16 protein-coding genes and 3 tRNA genes are annotated in these 16,198 nt (G+C 65.0%); 8 read left to right on the top strand and 11 right to left on the bottom strand.

Going from position 1 to position 16,198, the window contains the following annotated elements; all coding sequences use genetic code 11:
* The 4 genes from QP457_RS07950 to QP457_RS07935 all read right to left on the bottom strand — a co-directional run bounded on the left by QP457_RS07950 (window position 1) and on the right by QP457_RS07935 (window position 5,162).
* Window positions 1-663 (bottom strand): MotA/TolQ/ExbB proton channel family protein, encoded by a 663-nt coding sequence (locus tag QP457_RS07950; RefSeq protein WP_025875219.1) that lies wholly within the window; start codon window positions 661-663, stop codon window positions 1-3.
* 3 nt (window positions 664-666) lie between these two features.
* Complete coding sequence (locus tag QP457_RS07945) at window positions 667-3,075, bottom strand: DNA internalization-related competence protein ComEC/Rec2 (RefSeq protein WP_205404034.1); 2,409 nt, start codon at window positions 3,073-3,075, stop codon at window positions 667-669.
* A gap of 70 nt (window positions 3,076-3,145) precedes the next feature.
* Window positions 3,146-4,489, bottom strand: coding sequence for a HAMP domain-containing sensor histidine kinase (locus QP457_RS07940; RefSeq protein ID WP_205403952.1), 1,344 nt, complete (start codon window positions 4,487-4,489; stop codon window positions 3,146-3,148).
* A gap of 1 nt (window position 4,490) precedes the next feature.
* Complete coding sequence (locus tag QP457_RS07935; protein WP_205403953.1) at window positions 4,491-5,162, bottom strand: response regulator transcription factor; 672 nt, start codon at window positions 5,160-5,162, stop codon at window positions 4,491-4,493.
* A gap of 143 nt (window positions 5,163-5,305) precedes the next feature.
* Between QP457_RS07935 and QP457_RS07930 the strand changes: the two genes are divergently transcribed.
* Both QP457_RS07930 and QP457_RS07925 read left to right on the top strand, forming a co-directional pair.
* On the top strand, window positions 5,306-6,073 hold the full coding sequence (locus tag QP457_RS07930; protein WP_205403954.1) for a MipA/OmpV family protein: 768 nt from the start codon (window positions 5,306-5,308) through the stop codon (window positions 6,071-6,073).
* 39 nt (window positions 6,074-6,112) lie between these two features.
* Window positions 6,113-6,400: a hypothetical protein gene (locus tag QP457_RS07925; protein WP_025875229.1), complete on the top strand. Its 288-nt coding sequence runs from the start codon at window positions 6,113-6,115 to the stop codon at window positions 6,398-6,400.
* Window positions 6,401-6,408: 8 nt separating this feature from the next.
* On the opposite strand, the gene QP457_RS07920 is transcribed toward QP457_RS07925, so the two are convergent.
* Window positions 6,409-6,549: a hypothetical protein gene (locus QP457_RS07920; RefSeq protein ID WP_165780968.1), complete on the bottom strand. Its 141-nt coding sequence runs from the start codon at window positions 6,547-6,549 to the stop codon at window positions 6,409-6,411.
* Window positions 6,550-6,656: 107 nt separating this feature from the next.
* On the opposite strand from QP457_RS07920, the gene QP457_RS07915 reads away from it, so the two are divergent.
* From QP457_RS07915 to QP457_RS07895, 5 genes are all read left to right on the top strand, one after another.
* Window positions 6,657-7,226, top strand: coding sequence for a TlpA disulfide reductase family protein (locus QP457_RS07915; RefSeq protein ID WP_205403955.1), 570 nt, complete (start codon window positions 6,657-6,659; stop codon window positions 7,224-7,226).
* An 11-nt stretch (window positions 7,227-7,237) separates the two neighbouring features.
* Window positions 7,238-7,432 carry a hypothetical protein gene (locus QP457_RS07910; RefSeq protein ID WP_025875233.1) on the top strand — a complete coding sequence of 65 codons (195 nt, stop codon included), beginning with the start codon at window positions 7,238-7,240 and terminating at the stop codon, window positions 7,430-7,432.
* 65 nt (window positions 7,433-7,497) lie between these two features.
* A complete protein-coding gene (locus QP457_RS07905) occupies window positions 7,498-7,689 on the top strand; it encodes a hypothetical protein (protein WP_205403956.1) in 192 nt (63 codons plus the stop codon).
* Between the two features lie 31 nt (window positions 7,690-7,720).
* The gene (locus QP457_RS07900) at window positions 7,721-7,915 is read left to right on the top strand and encodes a hypothetical protein (RefSeq protein WP_099820043.1); all 195 of its coding nucleotides are present in this window, start codon (window positions 7,721-7,723) and stop codon (window positions 7,913-7,915) included.
* Window positions 7,916-8,176: 261 nt separating this feature from the next.
* On the top strand, window positions 8,177-8,509 hold the full coding sequence (locus tag QP457_RS07895) for a hypothetical protein (protein WP_205403957.1): 333 nt from the start codon (window positions 8,177-8,179) through the stop codon (window positions 8,507-8,509).
* Between the two features lie 112 nt (window positions 8,510-8,621).
* Here QP457_RS07895 and QP457_RS07890 read toward each other — a convergent pair.
* From QP457_RS07890 to uvrB, 3 genes are all read right to left on the bottom strand, one after another.
* A tRNA-Val gene (locus tag QP457_RS07890) sits at window positions 8,622-8,696 on the bottom strand.
* A 97-nt stretch (window positions 8,697-8,793) separates the two neighbouring features.
* Window positions 8,794-8,868: transfer RNA gene (locus QP457_RS07885), tRNA-Val, on the bottom strand.
* 107 nt (window positions 8,869-8,975) lie between these two features.
* Window positions 8,976-11,000 carry an excinuclease ABC subunit UvrB gene (uvrB, locus tag QP457_RS07880; protein ID WP_180164302.1) on the bottom strand — a complete coding sequence of 675 codons (2,025 nt, stop codon included), beginning with the start codon at window positions 10,998-11,000 and terminating at the stop codon, window positions 8,976-8,978.
* Window positions 11,001-11,150: 150 nt separating this feature from the next.
* On the opposite strand from uvrB, the gene QP457_RS07875 reads away from it, so the two are divergent.
* Window positions 11,151-11,687 (top strand): GspH/FimT family protein, encoded by a 537-nt coding sequence (locus QP457_RS07875; protein ID WP_205403958.1) that lies wholly within the window; start codon window positions 11,151-11,153, stop codon window positions 11,685-11,687.
* A gap of 61 nt (window positions 11,688-11,748) precedes the next feature.
* Here QP457_RS07875 and QP457_RS07870 read toward each other — a convergent pair.
* The 3 genes from QP457_RS07870 to QP457_RS07860 all read right to left on the bottom strand — a co-directional run bounded on the left by QP457_RS07870 (window position 11,749) and on the right by QP457_RS07860 (window position 16,196).
* Window positions 11,749-11,825: transfer RNA gene (locus tag QP457_RS07870), tRNA-Asn, on the bottom strand.
* Window positions 11,826-11,891: 66 nt separating this feature from the next.
* The gene (locus QP457_RS07865; protein ID WP_205403959.1) at window positions 11,892-12,320 is read right to left on the bottom strand and encodes a type IV pilin protein; all 429 of its coding nucleotides are present in this window, start codon (window positions 12,318-12,320) and stop codon (window positions 11,892-11,894) included.
* A 12-nt stretch (window positions 12,321-12,332) separates the two neighbouring features.
* A complete protein-coding gene (locus QP457_RS07860) occupies window positions 12,333-16,196 on the bottom strand; it encodes a PilC/PilY family type IV pilus protein (protein WP_205403960.1) in 3,864 nt (1,287 codons plus the stop codon).
* Window positions 16,197-16,198 lie beyond the last annotated feature (2 nt).

Raw genomic sequence — 16,198 nt, 5'->3', positions numbered from 1 at the left:
TCAGGCCTTTGCCGTGGCGGCGGAGGACGCGCGCGCGGCGGGAGCCGGGGTCATCACCCCGGGGCGACCATCCAGCGTATCCAGCAATGCACTGGCTTCCTGCTCCATCTCCACCACGTAGCCGTGGATGCGGCCTTTGAAGAAGCGATGGAACATCAGCGCCGGGATCGCCACGATCATGCCGGTGGCGGTGCACACCAGCGCCTTGCCGATACCGCCGGCAAGCTGGTTCACATCACCCACGCCGTGGTCGAGGATGCCCAGAAACATCTGGATCATGCCGACCACGGTGCCGAGCAGGCCCAGCAGCGGGCCGGCCGAGGCGATGGTGCCCAGCGCATTGAGGAAACGCTCCATGCGGTGCACCAGGTGGCGACCGGTGTCTTCGATGCGCTCGCGGATCTGGTCGCGCGGGCGGTTGCGCGCTTCCAGTGCGGCGGCCAGCAGGGCGCCCAACGGTGAATTGGCCCGCAGGGTCTGCAGGTGCGCCGGGTCGAGCTTGCCGCGCGCGGCCCAGTTGCGCACTTCCTGGCCCAGGCCAGGCGGCAGCACCTCGTTACGCCGCAGGGACCAGAAACGCTCCAGGACGATCGCCAAAGCCAGTACGCCCAACAGCAGCAGCGGCACCATCGGCCAGCCACCGGCCTTGACCAGTTCCCACACGTTTCAACCCTCCGGCCCAACGGCCGCTTGTTCGATCGGCGATAGGATAGCAGCCGACCGTGCCCGCCCAGCGGCATCCCACCACCGGGCTGCGTGGATACGCTGTTCACGCAGCTGCAGGCCTTGTGCACCAAGCCATACGCGGATCGCGCCGGACTCGGCGGTGGACAGCACTTCGGCGCCGGCCGCCTGCCAGCGCTGCACCACGTCACGCTTCGGGTGGCCAAAACGGTTCTGATGCCCGGCCGAGACCAGCGCCAGCTGCGGCGCCACCGCCTCCACCCAGCCCCCAGTGGAGCTGCCTCCACTGCCGTGATGGGGCACCAGCACCACGTCCGCACGCAGCGCATCGGCAGCGCCCTGCAGCAGGGCCTGCTCGCCCTGCCGGCCGATGTCGCCGGGCAGCAGCACCGCCCCGTGTGTGCCGGCAACCCGCAGCACGCAACTGGCCTCGTTGTCGGCGCCCTTGCCGGCGGCCGGGAAGGCGGCAGGCGGGTGCAGCACCTGGAAATCGACGCCGTCCCATTGCCAGCGCAGTCCATGTTGGCAGGTACCGGCACTGGCAATCGCACTGCCCCGTGGCGCCAGTACCTGCAGACCCGGCAGTTGCCGGCGCAGCGCTGCAAGGTTGCCGCTGTGGTCCAGGTGGTCGTGACTGATCATCACCCGGGCCGGCGGTACCTGTCCCAACGCACGCAACGTCGGCAGCAGCATCCGCTCCTCGCCTTCGCTGCCTGCGGGCGGCCCGACGTCGTACCAGAGTGCGTGGTGGGCGGTCCGCAGCAGCACCGCCGTGCCCTGGCCGACATCGTGCACCACCAGTTCCAACTCCCCTTGCTGCGGCGCCGAGCGTGCCGGCCACAGCAACGGCAGGCACAGCAGTGACCCGGCAAGCACCGCACCCGCCCCGCGTGGCAACAGCCACCAGAACACCCCCAGCAGCGCCGCCGGCAACGCCCAGGCGGGCCCCTGCGCCAGCCACCACATCGCCTGCGGGTGCTCGGCCAACGGCTGCATCAGCTGCCAACTGGCATCGAACACCCAGGCTGCCGCGCGCCAAGGCCACTGCCCTGCTCCGCTGCGCAGGGCCTCCAGAGCGGTTCCCAGCAGAGCCAAAGGCACTACCAGCAGGCTCCACAGCGGAATGACCGGCAGGTTCACCAGCGGCCCCAGCCGTGCGGTGCCACCAAACAGCGCCACTGCCAGCGGCAGCAGAGCGACGCTGGCCACCCCCTGTCCTGCCAGAGCGCCGCGCAGCATTGCGGCGCCCCCCTTCGGTCGCCCCTGCGGCAGGCACCACAACAACCACAGGACGCCGCCGAAACTGAGCCAGAAGCCCGCAGACAGCACCGACAGCGGGGCCGGCAACAGCATCGCCAGCGCGGCAAGCGCCAAGCCCTGTGCCACCGTCACCGGACGGCGGACGACGCGCGCCAAGGCCACCACCGCGATCATCAACGCGGTGCGTACGGTCGGCAGCTCGCTGCCCGCAACAACGGCATAGCCGACCGCTGCAACCGCTGCCGCACAGGCCGCCGCCTGCGGTCGTGGCCAGAACCTGGCAAGCCCCGGCCAGGATCGCCAGAGAACAGAACACAGCAATGCGGCGAAGCCCGCCACCAGACCGACATGGAAACCGGAGATGGCGATCAGATGTGTCAGGCCCAGCGCGCGCAGCTGCGCCCAGTCGATATCGGACAGGCCACGCGTATCACCCAGCGCCAGAGCCTGGATGAACCGCGCCGAGGGATGTGCGATCTGCCTGGCGATGGCCGCACTGGTGCGCTCGCGCCAGGCGGGCAGACCATGTGCAGGACGCAGCTGCCGCGTAGTGTGGGCATCACGCACGTTGCCACTCGCTGCCAGCCCACGCAGCAGCGCATGCCGTTCGCCATCGAAGCCACCCGGGTTGATGCGTGAACGTGGCGGTCGCACGCGCAGTGACAACTGCCAGTCCGCCCCAGCGTGCAGGCGATGTCTCTGATCAGTCCCGGCGTCGGCCGGCCCGCCCCGGGGCGCGTGCCAGAGCACCTGCAGCCGCTTGCCACGCAGCGTCGGTATCGCATCGGACGCATCGACCCGGAACTCGAACCGGGTGTATCCAGGCGCTTGCTTCGGCAGGTCGACAACCTGACCCCGGACAAGCACATCCTGCGCAACAGCACCGGCCGGCAGCTGCGCCTGCAGTGCCCAATACCCATGGCAGCACGTCCAGGCCAGGCCGAACAGCAGCGCAGCCGCCGCGCGTCCTCGCCAGCGCAACACCCAGCCCAACGCAGCCACGGCGGCGGCCGGAGCAGAAGCCCATAGCGGTGGCAACGCCGGCAACAGCACGCAGGCCAGCGCGCCAATGACCAGAGCGGCAGCGCATGCGGGGCCCAGCAAGGGCGACGAGATCCGGTCGACAACCATCACCACAGCGTGCCGAGGAGCAGCCTCACGCAACCATCAGGCAACGCCGTGTGCTTCTGTCAGCGCCCCACTAGCGCCGCACGCTGCCGCGGTGGAAGTTGACCCTGAAACTGGCGCCGCCCCCGACAGCCTCGCCCACGCTCACCGTGCCGCCGTGGTGCTGCACGATTTCCTTGACCAGATGCAGGCCGAGGCCGCTGCCACTGCCGGCGGCGCGCAGGCGGTGGAACGGCTCGAAGATCGCCTCGCGGTCACCGACCGGCACACCGGCGCCCTGATCGCTGACTTCCAGCAGGCCCTGCCGGTCCAGACGCACGCAGATGGTGCCGCGCCCGCCGCCGTGGACGATGGCGTTGTGCACCAGATTGGCGATCACCCGGCCCAGGGCCAGGCCATCACCATGGATCCAGACCGGCGTATCCGGCGCATCAACCTCGAAGCCATAGCCGGCGCCAACGACCAGCGGAGCGAGGTCGGCGGCCGCTTCGCGCACGACATGCGCCAGGTCCAGCCGCTGCAACGCGGCGATGTTCCTGTCCAGGCGCTGCAGATCGAGCAGGTGCTCGGCGACGTTGCCGAGACGGGCGACATCGGTCAGCAACTGCGATTTCAGCTCCCCCTGCGGCAACTGCGACAAGCGCGCCTGCACCACCGCAATCGGCACCCGCAGTTCATGCGCCGCATCGGCCAGGAACTTGTCGCGTGCTGCGTAGCCCTGCTGCACCTTGTCGATCGCATCGTTGAACGCTTCGACCAGAGGCGCCACCTCGGTCGACACCAGCTGCGCGTCCAGGCGCGCACCGGGCTGGCCGATATCCAGTTCCTTGGCCTGCTGCGCGGACCGGCGCACGCCACGCATGGCGCGATGGATTACCGTCGGCATCACCAGCAGCGTGACCACGATCAACGGCAGGAAGAACCACAGGCCGATCAACCGCAGCACCATCAACGCGCCATCCAGCAGGCCGCCCTTCGGCGCCCCGCCCACCATCACCGTGATGCGGCGTCCGTCTTCATTGCGGATCATCACCCGGGCCACGTCCAGGTACGGCGGTACCAGCGACCCCAGCTCGGTGGCACCCAGTGTCGGCAGGCGGGCCAACAGCGGCGCGTGAATGGCAGGCAGCGTGCCGCGCTGCAGCCATGCGCCGCGATCGTCGACTGCCGCGAACCACAGGTTGCCACCGGCACGCGCATCGAGCTTCTGCCAGCGCGCTTCATCCAGCACCAGCCGGCCGCCTTCGCTGTGCACGGCGTTGGCCGCGCTCTCGGCCATGAACATGTCCATGCCCCAGGTGTCCTTGTCGCCCCACGTCAGGATCAACGCAACCACGGCGAACAACACCGTGAAGGCCTGCGCCAGGAACAACCGCCATGCCAGACCCAGCGTGATCGAACGGATCGGTCGCGCCATCTCAGGCCTCCGCCAGCAGGTAGCCGACGCCACGGATCACGTGGATCTCCACGCCTGCCCCCGCCTGCTGCAGCGCCTTGCGCAGCTTGGAGATATGCGCGTCGAGCGCATTGGACTGGATCTCATCATCGAACCCGTACACCGCCGCTTCCAGCGCACTACGGGTGACCGTGCGACCCTGCCGCATCGCCAGCGCCTGCAGCACCAGCACCTGTCGCCGCGGCAATGCGACCGGCTGTCCATCCACCTGCGCCTGCAGCGATTCGAAATCAAACTCCAGCCGGCCCAGCCGCAACCGGGGGGTCACCATCGCCGACGGTCGACGCGATACGGCACGGATGCGCGCCATCAGCTCTTCGATCGCCACCGGCTTGACCAGGTAGTCATCGGCGCCGACATCCAGCCCCTCCACCTTGTCCGACAGCGCGCCCTTGGCGGTGAGCATGATCACCGCCAGGTTCGGCCGCAGCGCACGGGCGGTCGCCACGAAGCCCACGCCATCACCGTCCGGCAGCTGCCGATCAAGCAGCATCAGCTGGTGCACCGGCTCACGCAGGGCGAGCGCCGCCTCGGCCAGGCTGCCGACCACGTCGGCGACCACCCCCTGGCGCTCCAGCCCGGACTGCAGGGCTCGCGAGAGATCGGGATCATCTTCGACCAGGAGAATGCGCATCGGGGGCTCGGCAACCGGAAACGGAGCCGATCATAGTGCCTTCGGCGTGCAAGTGGCGCCGATGCAGCAGATTGCGCCTGCGCAATGTTCCGACAATGTTGTGCGCGCAGCATCCATCGCCATCCCCGCAAAGTAGTACGTTGATGACTTCACTGCCCCCCGCCCTGCTGCGCCCCCTGCTGTGCACCGTCGTTCTCTCCACGCCGCTGCTGGCAAACGCGCAGGAACAGCGCCCGGGCGTGCAGGCCGGCATCACCTTCGGCGCGACCACCGGTGCCTACGCGCACTATGACGACAAGCCGCTGGTGCTGCCGGCGCTGTCCTGGCAGGGCAAGCGCTTCTTCGCCAGCCCCGGCTCGCTCGGCATGAACCTCTACAAGGCCGATGGCCTGCGCCTGTCGGCCGTGGCTACGCCCTACACGTTGCGTTTCAAGACCGACGACGTGAACGATCCGCAGCTGCGCCGCCTGCACAGCCGGCAGATGTCGGCGATGGTCGGCATCAATGCCGACTACAGTGCGGACTGGGGTGCGGTGGCGGCCAGCGTGAAGCGCGAAGTGAGCGGGCATGGCGGCGGTGTTGAATCAAGCCTGCACTACAGCTATCCGATCCAGGCCGGTCGCTTCACCTGGGTGCCGCGTGTGGGCGTGGTGCATTCCAGCGCACGCCTGCTCGACTACTACTACGGCATCAGCGACGAGGAGGCCCTGCGCTCCGGGCTGGCAGCCTACAAACCCGGCAGTGCCACCTCGCCGAGCCTGCAGATTGCAGTCAGCACGCCGCTGGGCACGAAATGGCGTGCGACCGGCGTGGTCGCCAACCAGTGGTTCGGTGATGCCGTCGAGGACAGCCCGATGGCACGACGCAGCAGCCAGACATCCGCTTTCATCTCGCTGATGCGCGCGTTCTGACCGAACCCGCATCCGCCCCACGGACAACAAGGATCCCGCATGGCCGCCGTCACCCCCACCGCCGATGCCAACGCGATCCTGCGCGCACCGGATCTGGACAGCGCCGAGCGCGCCTACCTCGGCCTGCTGCCGGACATGGATCATGTCGATGCACTGACCCGACGTGCACTTGGCCTGTCGCGCGCTGCCGATGCGGCGCGCGGCTATGCCCTGTCGATGACCCTGGTCGGCCTGCGCCTGCAGGAACTGGAGATGGGCGAGCCGTGCGCGGCCGAGTATCGGCAGGCAACGCTGCGCAGCCTGCGGCAGGCCTTCACTGCTGCCTGAGCATTCCGTCAGCGGAAGGTTGTCCAGGCCAGAACCGCGGACAGCAGCGCGACCCACACCACCGCTTTGAAGGTGCCTTCCAGCATGTTGCCGCCGAACAGCAGATCGATGATCGGGTTCGGCCGTGAAACGGGAGCATGGTCACTCATGGTGGCGTCCTGTGGTTTGGGAACTGCGTCACCGATGATACAAAAGCTTGACATTCCTGTTGCTGTTTCCGGTATGGTCGATGCAACGCGGCGTTCAAGGATGATCGATGCTCAAGCGTGCACTGTTTCCCGTAGTCGCCCTGCTGCTGGCCGCACTGGTCATCGTGCTCTCCTGGCAGAACCGCCAGTTGCGGCAGGTCAACGAACAGATGGCGGCGCAACTGCAGCAGACCCAGCTGGATGCACATGGTCCTGCCATCGGCACCCGGCCTGAACTGCTGACGCTGCGGACGACGCAGCAGACCCATGTCGATATCGGTGGCGCCCGCGCCGTTCCGCAGATCCTCTACTTCTTCTCTACTGCCTGCCGCTACTGCCTGGCCTCGGTGCCACAGCTGCAGCAGATCGCCGCTGCACGCGGCAGCGCCGAACTGGTGGGCGTCGGCCTGCCACCGTATGACCAGCTTGCCGGGTACGCCGGCAAACACGCGCTGGCGTTTCCGATCGCCGTCGACGATCAGGGCGAAGTCTCCAAGCGCTACCGCGCCACGCTGACACCGATGCTGATGGTGCTCGCCGCGGATGGCAGCGTCGTCTACAAGCATGTCGGCCAGCTCGACACAGAGACGGTACAGGCCGTCGCCAAGGCAATGAATCCGGGAAGCCACACCAACTGAAGGAGATACACATGATCGGGAAGAAAACGCTGTTCTCGTCCGTCGCCGGTATCGTCATCGTTGCTGCAATGTCATTCGGTGCCGCACAGGCCTTCGCCACACCGGTGAAGACCGGCTTTGCGCCAGGCTGCGTGGATACCCCCGGGTGCATGTTCGGCGGCAATGGCCGCGCCGGCGGCACCCGCATCTGCTGCGTCGCCAACTGATTCCGCTTCGACACCGCCCCGCAAGCGGTGACCTCATGTTCCATCGCCATTCCAAGGAGATACACATGATCGGAAAGAAGAAACTGTTCTCGTCCATTGCCGGCATCGTCGTGGTTGCCGCCATGTCATTCGGTGCCGCTCAGGCCTTCGCCACTCCAGTGAAGACCGGCTTCGCACCGGGCTGCAAGGAACATCCCAGCTGCCCGTACGGCAATGCCGGCTCTCACGGCCTGCTGATCTGCTGCGATCCCATGTGATCCACCTCGACGCTCTGCAAAGGAGATACAGATGATCGGAAAGAAGAAGCTGTTCTCGTCCATTGCCGGCATCGTCGTGGTTGCCGCCATGTCATTCGGTGCCGCTCAGGCCTTCGCCACGCCGGCCAAGGCCGGGTTCGCACCGGGCTGCGAGTTCACCCCGGGTTGCCCGTATGGCGGTTCAGGGCATTGGTCCGGTCCTCGCCTGTGCTGCGATCCGCTCTGAGCCTGCTTGAAGGTTCCAGCCATGTCGTGACCTGAGCCCAGGCTTCCCGGCCAACGGGGTCACTTCCGGGCAAACGGGCCGGACTGCCTTCACAGGCGGCCCGGCCTTTTTCATGGCAGTGACCTGCAGCTGCCCCGACCCAGCCCGGATTCATCCTTGCTGGCTCTCGTTGGCACGCACTTTTCCCGCCTTCGTCGGATACCGGTTTCACACCACAGGCCGCAGTGCAACGCTGGACTCCCTTCTCCGGAGCACCGTGCCATGCCGATGCTTGCCTTGCTGCTGTTGATGGCCGGTCTATGCAACCGTGACGCCGACACCGGAAGCGATTCGCTGCGATTGCAGATCCTGCAGGCCGATGCCCAGCGTGCCGCCAGCGAGCCAGACACGCACGGCCAGACGGACAGCCAGAGCGTGCAGATCCTGCGCTTGAGTGCGGACCGCGTACTGCAGGTGGCCCATGGTCGCGTGCACGCTGAAGCGCCTGCGGGACAGCGCGGGCAAACGCACTCCCGGGGCCTCATGCAGCTGTGGCAGCGCGTGGATGGTCATTGGCAGCTGCAGCGCAGCGCCAGTGTCGAGCAACGCGGTTGACGATGACAGCAACCGGCCAGGCGCAGACGAGCGCGAATTGCAGGCACAAAAAAACCGGCCCAAGGCCGGCTTTGATCGTGTCCACCGCTGCTCCGGCGATGCCGGGAACCGGTGGTGGGCGGTACAGGGTTCGAACCTGTGACCCCTACCATGTCAAGGTAGTGCTCTACCGCTGAGCTAACCGCCCAAAAATTCCGTACAGCCCGCAGGCTGGTGCTTCTACGTAAAAACCCGGCGCCAGGGCCGGGCTTTTCATGCTCACGACAGCCCCCTGGGGGACTTCGTGGTGGGCGGTACAGGGTTCGAACCTGTGACCCCTACCATGTCAAGGTAGTGCTCTACCGCTGAGCTAACCGCCCGTTTGTTGCTTCTGCAGCGCCGCGATTGCGTCGGTGCAGGCCGCGTATATTACGGACGACGACCGGCAAGCGCAATACTTTTGTGAAGAAAAGCCGCTTTACCGCGTTCAGCCCAGGCTGGCTTCCTTCAGCTGCCTGATCTGGTCGCGGACCCGGGCGGCATCCTCGAATTCCAGGTCCTTGGCATGCTGGTACATCCGCTGCTCCAGGGCCTTGAGGCGAGCGGCCAACTGCGCCGGGCTGAGCGAACGGTAGTCGGCGGTGTCTTCGGCCACACCCGCCCGCCCCTTGCCCTTGCCCTTCTTGGCTTCCTTCTCGGCAGCATCCGAACGCGCGCCTTCCAGCACGTCGACAATCGGCCGCAGGACCGAGCGCGGAATGATGCCGTGTTCCTGGTTGTACTCGACCTGCTTGGCGCGACGACGGTCGGTCTCGTCAATCGCTGCCTGCATCGAACGGGTGATCCTGTCCGCATACAGGATCGCCTTGCCGCGCACGTTGCGGGCCGCACGGCCGATGGTCTGGATCAACGAACCAGTCGAGCGCAGGAAGCCCTCCTTGTCCGCATCCAGGATCGCCACCAGCGAGACCTCGGGCATGTCCAACCCCTCGCGCAGCAGGTTGATGCCGACCAGCACATCGAACTTGCCCAGGCGCAGGTCGCGGATGATCTCCACGCGTTCGACGGTATCGATGTCCGAGTGCAGGTAGCGCACGCGGATGCCGTGCTCGGTGAGATACTCGGTGAGGTTCTCGGCCATGCGCTTGGTCAGGGTAGTGACCAGCACGCGGTCACCGGCCTTGATCCGCTCGTTGGCCTCGCTCATCAGGTCATCGACCTGGGTGCCGACCGGGCGGATCTCCACCACCGGATCGATCAGGCCGGTCGGGCGCACCACCAGCTCGGCCATGTCCTCACCGGCCTCACGGAATTCGTAAGGGCCCGGCGTCGCCGAGACATAGATGCTGCGCGGGCAGCGCGCCTCCCATTCCTCGAAACGCAGCGGACGGTTGTCCAGAGCCGACGGCAGACGGAAGCCGAACTCGACCAGGGTTTCCTTGCGCGAACGGTCGCCCTTGAACATGGCGCCGATCTGCGGAATGGTCACGTGCGATTCGTCGATCACCAGCAACGCATCGGCCGGCAGGTAATCGAACAGGGTCGGCGGCGGCTCGCCCGCGTTCTTGCCGGTCAAATGCCGCGAGTAGTTCTCGATGCCATTGCAGAAGCCCACTTCGGCCATCATTTCGAGGTCGAACTGGGTGCGCTGGGCCAGGCGCTGCGCCTCGACCAGCTTGTTCTGCGCGTACAGCTGCTCCAGCCGCTCCTTCAGCTCGACCTTGATGGTCTCCACCGCTGCCAGCACGCGTTCGCGCGTGGTGGCGTAGTGGGTCTTCGGGTACACCGTGAAGCGCATCAGGTTGCGCATGGTCTCGCCGGTGAGCGGATCGAACATAGTGATCTTTTCCACCTCGCCATCGAACAGTTCGATGCGCAGGGCCTCACTGTCCGATTCTGCCGGGAACACGTCGATCACTTCACCACGCACGCGGAAGGTACCGCGCTGCAGTTCGTACTCATTGCGCGTGTACTGCAGCTGGGTCAGATGATTGATCAGGTCGCGCTGGTCGATGCGCTCGCCCTTGGACAGGATCAGGCGCAGCGACAGGTAGTCTTCCGGTGCGCCCAGGCCGTAGATGGCCGACACGGTCGCCACCACGATCGCATCCGGTCGCGACAGCAGAGTCTTGGTCGCCGCCAGCCGCATCTGCTCGATGTGCTCGTTGATCGAACTGTCCTTCTCGATGAAGGTGTCCGACGACGGCACGTAGGCTTCCGGCTGGTAGTAGTCGTAATAGCTGACGAAGTACTCCACCGCGTTGTGCGGGAAGAACGCCTTGAACTCACCGTACAGCTGCGCGGCCAGGGTCTTGTTCGGCGCCATGATCAGCGTCGGCTTCTGGATCTGCTGGATGACGTTGGCGATGGTGTAGGTCTTGCCCGAGCCGGTCACGCCCAGCAGGGTCTGCTTGGCCACGCCAGCCTCGAAATTGCTGGTCAGCTTGGCGATGGCATCGGGTTGGTCGCCCGCCGGCGAATACGGCGAGACAAGTTGAAAACTGTCGCTCATGGTGCTGCCAGGTCTCGGGAACGGTGAGTATACGAGGAGGTCGGTGACGGACGGCTGAGGGCAGTTCCGAAACTGGCCGGGGCATTCACCGATGTGCACCGCGGCACCAAGGGTTCAGGGTCGACAGCACCCTCTTTCAGGCCATCCAGCATGCCCCTTTCCGACCCGTCCGCGAGACTTTCCGCCGGCTACACGCTGCTTCAGCTGCTGATGGCGATCGCCCTGCTGAGCATCTTGGCCGCCCTCGCCCTTCCGGCATTCCAGGCGTTGCGAGACCGGGTAGCCTGCGATTCGGCGCGGCTTCATCTGCTCTCCGCGTTTGCCTCGGCGCGCAGCACAGCATTGAGCCGGCGACAGTCAGTCAGCGTGTGCGCCAGCTCCGATGGGCGTCATTGCATTCAGGATTGGAGCGCCGGCTGGATGATCTATCTAGACCCAGACCGACAGGGCCAGCCCGGCCAGCAGGCGGACGTGCTGCACCATCAGCCAAACACGCGCTCCTCCGGCGTCCGGGCCATATCAAGCGACGGGAGACGATCACTGCGCTATGCCGCAGACGGACGCAGCCTGGGCAGCAACCTCACCGTCACGATCTGCGCACGCGGGCGGCGTCATGGCCAGGTAATCGTCAACAACAGCGGGCGCGCGCGATCGGTCCGGGAGGCCGATCCACCTCCCTGCTACTAGGAGCCACAACACACAGCATGAAACGACAAAAGCCGCGATTTCTCGCGGCTTTTGTACAATCTGGCGCCCGAAGTTGGACTCGAACCAACGACCCCCTGATTAACAGTCAAGTGCTCTAACCGGCTGAGCTATTCGGGCGGGGAGGCGCATTTTAGGGGGTGCCGCAAAAGGATGCAACCCTTTTTCCGCTGCGACCCGCAATGATCACCAGCAGCCGGACACCTTGGATTCGGCAGGCGTTTTCACGCTGGCCTGGTTCAGGGTCATCGTGCCGCATTTGTCCTTGGCCTGATTGCCTTTCGGCGTGGCGGTGATGGTGAACGTGGACTGCGTCTGCTGGATGCCCAGCGTGTACCACGCCGTACCGCCTTCCCGCGGCGACTGGGTGGAGCCCAGGGCATAACCGGCGTAGGTATTGTTGACGGTGTGGAAGCGTTCGGCCATCTGCGCATACTCGACCAGATCGGCCTTGGCCTGCGCACGCCGCGACTTGCGGACCTGGTCCTGATAGGACGGTACTGCCACGGCGGCCAGGATGGCCACCACCGCAACAGTAATCATCAGCTCGATCAGGGTGAACCCCCCTGCCCGCGGATGCAGGCAGCTGGCACGACTGGATCGGAAGGAAAACATGGGCGGTCTCCGTTACTGGATCTGGCGCCAGGACTGGCGACCACAGGGATAAGGCAGGTACATCGGCGGGGCGCCGGCAACGTTGACCACCATCCAGCAACCGCTACCGGGAACAGCCGGGGGCGCGGCGCCGCCGCCCGGGTTGGCGGGTGCTTCGAGGCGCGGCACCACCGAAACAGCCACATCCTTGATCGGCGCGGTGCCGCCGGTATCCAGCGCGATGGCAGCGGTCCCCTTGCCATAGCCTGTCCCGCCAGGCGAGCCGGTACGCACTGTCGACAACGCAGGCGCACCCGAGCGCGCATCAAGGCCGAACAACCAGTTCGCACCGACCGTACTGCAATCGGTCGCGGTCACCTTCGCCGCATAGGTCGGCATGAACAGTACGCCGGACACGATTTCAGGATAGCCGACGAAACGCTCACCGGTGGGCAGATCGATGGACCACCCCAGCATGTTGGAAGGCCTGGTGCCCACCGTCATGGTCCGCGATACGCCATCGGTGCCGGTAGACACCGCGTAGGGCAGCAGATTGCTGCGCGTCACCGTAGTGATCGTTGCTCCAGAGCGGTCCGTGATTGAGTACAGCGACTGCAACGTGACGTCCTTGGCATCGTTCAGGAACGAGAAGCTGCCGGTACCGAACACCAATTGCACGCCACCACCTTCACCCGTGGCAGCCGCCAGACCGCCGGTGATCGGCTGCCGGTAGGTCTGGGAATTCTCCACTGAAGCAAGGGAGGTGAACACTGGTGTGGAAATCGAGTTGGAGGTGGACAGCAGGTCGAAACGCCACACAGCCCCCTTGGCGTCGGCACCGTACACGGTGTCTGCATAGCCATCGCGTACCGCGATTGAAGGATCGACGTTGTTCTTGCGGTCAAGCACCACGATGTTGCCGAGACCGTTCACACCGGCTGGAACATTGCTGCCGGTTTCTGCCGCCTCGATCATGCGCACGGTCGGGTCACCGGTACCCGAGTCGAGGTCGACCACGAACAGCACGGCCTTGCCACTCTTGCTGTTGTAGCCGTTGCCGAAGATCGCCTTCCAGCTCACGGTCGTACCCGACTTGACCGGCACGATCACCGGCTTGCCGAGCACGTGGCCAATGTTCTCGCGGATGGTCTGGGTGGCACCGGTGATGTCATTGATCTCCCACAGGCGACTACCTGTCCCGAAGCTGTCCGGGGTAGTGACGTCCAGCGCGAACACGCCGCGACCACCCGCACCGGTGGTGCCCACCAGCGTGGTGTGCCAACTGTTGCCATAGAACGTGTCGCCAACGGTGACAGGACCGTCGACGAAGTATCGATGCGGCACCTGGTCCTTGGCATTGAGCGGGTTGTAAGGCTTGAGGAGGTTGCCCATATGTCCGATCGAAGTCCCTGGGACATAGGCGAACGTCTCGCTGCCACCGTTGCCGGACACCTTGCCGGCCGCATCCATGCCGCCGTCGAAAGCGTGCAGCATGCCATCGTTGGCGCCCACGTAGACCATGTAGCGCTTGTCCTTCTTGGCCTTCATGTAGGCCTCGTAGGACGTGCCCAGCGTACCGCCCAACGCACGATAACCGTAATCATCGATGGGCGAGCTGATCAGCGGCGACGAGTTGATGATGTCACCCAGAATCGCGGTACGGTCGCGCAGCTTGCCACCATTGCGGACTTCACCCGAGGTGTCTCCGCGCAGGTAGGCCACTGCCGACGAAGCGGAGGCGCCGAGAGCGGTCAGTGCTGCCGCATCGCAACGGCTCATCGTCGGATAGAGGTTCGTGGGCGTGCCGCAAAGCGCCTCAAGGGTCACCGAGCCGTCGTTGAACTCGCTTACCGAACTGCCGTTGGCATAGTAGATCTTGCGTGCCGACGGTGCCGGGAAGGCAGTACTGGCCTCCCATATGGGGGTGTATACCGCAGCGCGGGTCTTGGGATCGACCGTGACCTGGTTCGCCCTGAGGCGGCTGAACCAGTCAGTGCCTTCATTGGCGACCTCATACTGCGGCGTCACGGTCAACGAACCGGCGCCGATACGCGCCCCCGTCAGCGCGATGCTGCCTGAGGGGGACGAACCGGATGCCACCGCAGAAAGCACGCGACGCATCGCGGCGGTTACTTCCGCCGGTGTCTTGGCGTTGATGAATTCACCACGGGTGTTGACAGTGGCATGCCAGAGCTCATCGATCACGCGACCATCGTCGGAATCCACCGGGTTGCCATTGGCGTTCCAATTCGGTGTCGTCGTGTACGGATCTTTCGTCGCGGCCTGGTTGACCTCGAAAATCCTGCCCTGCGCGCCAAGCGTCACAGCGTAGAAATTCATATGCAGATTGGTCTGGCAGTCCAGCCGCTTCCAATCGGCCGAACTCTTGCTCAGCGACTCACACTGCTTGCTGACGGGAACCTGCCCTGCCGGGAAGGCCGTACCACCGCGCAACGGTACCAGGTTGCTGCTGTCGTAGTACGCAGCAGCAATGTCGGCGATGGTATTGCTGTATCCGTCGGCGAACGGCGCTCCAGTGAAGTGCGTGGTACCACTGGAATCGGCGTTGCCGTAGTCGGTGCCATTCGGCACCTTGCTGCTGGTATTGGTATAGCCGTCGGTGAACAGCATGCCACCATTGCGCTGACAGGCCAGTGCGACCGGCGCGCCGGAATCGGTGCGCCGGAACTGCTTGCCGAGGAAGTCCACTGCCTCACGATTCGGCGTGCCACCGTTGGGCTTGAGCGAATAGATCTGTTGATACAGGGACGCTCGCTGCTTGGCCACGTCATACATCGTCACGTCGGTGCGATTGTTGATCGTGAAGTAGCCCACGCGCATGTTCTCGATCTGCCCCATCGCATGCGAGGACGAACCGACCATGGAGAGGATGCGGTTGCGGTGGTATTGGAACCAGTTCGCGAAGTTCTGGATCGCATCACTGTAGCCGCTGGTGTAGTTGCCCGAAGCAATGGTGTACCGGTACATGTTGCAGCCAGGGCCGCAGGCGTTCTTGATCAGCGGACGGCTCGCGGCGTCGGTCTTGTAGCCCGCCGGTGCCGGGGTGGCTTCCGGAAGATAGTAGGTGGCGGGGTAGTAGCGCATGGGAAGCTGGCAGTTCCCGGGCGACACCCAGTCGTCTGCCAGTGTGACCCACTTGCCGTTGCTGTCCTTCAAACCGTCGTTGTTGGAATAGACGTTGCCCCAGCGATCGGTATAGGTCGAATAGCAGATCTGACCGTTTGCGTAATAAAGCGTCCCTTTGGGAATGGTCATACCCGCAAGCACACGGAAACTCTCACCCGTATTGGCACGGGTGGCTTCCATGTTGTATGTCACCGCGTAGGCCGTGGAGAAGTCAGACCCGGTACGTGGATCCGCGCGTGTCAGGCCGATATCTGCAGGCTTCATCAGCACGCTGTTGGATGCATCGGCCTCCGCCAACCGCCAGGGGTCATACTTCACGTTCGGATCGAAATATCCCGCGTTGTAGGCAGGCGAACGCGCAAAACCGAACACATCGAACGGCGGAATCGCACGCCCCGGGCTGTAACTGCTGTTGTAACCGTTATGCGGGAACAGGTAGAGATAGCAGTCGATGGAGTTGTTGGTGCAACCGGCGCCAATGTCATAGAACACACCGGCCGACTGGAAGAAGCTGCTGCCATTCCATTGCATGCGGCCGTCGCCACCGACGAAGATGCGCTCGAAGGTCATCGAGTTGGAATCATCGACAGCCATGATGAATGCCGGCGGCGCCGAGCTGACCGAGTTCATCGGAGCCTGCGCGAGCTCGCCCTGCCCCTGCGCGGCGAACAGGTTGTAGATGAAGTACACACCTGAGGCGAGCAGCAATGCGCCCACGCCTGCGGTAATGCCAAATTTGCGCGTGACCATGG

The organism is Stenotrophomonas sp. As-7, assembly GCF_030291015.1.
Taxonomy (GTDB): Bacteria; Pseudomonadota; Gammaproteobacteria; order Xanthomonadales; family Xanthomonadaceae; genus Stenotrophomonas; species Stenotrophomonas lactitubi.
Note: the sequence above shows the minus strand (reverse complement) of the source record. Positions and strands in the feature narration are given on the sequence as shown.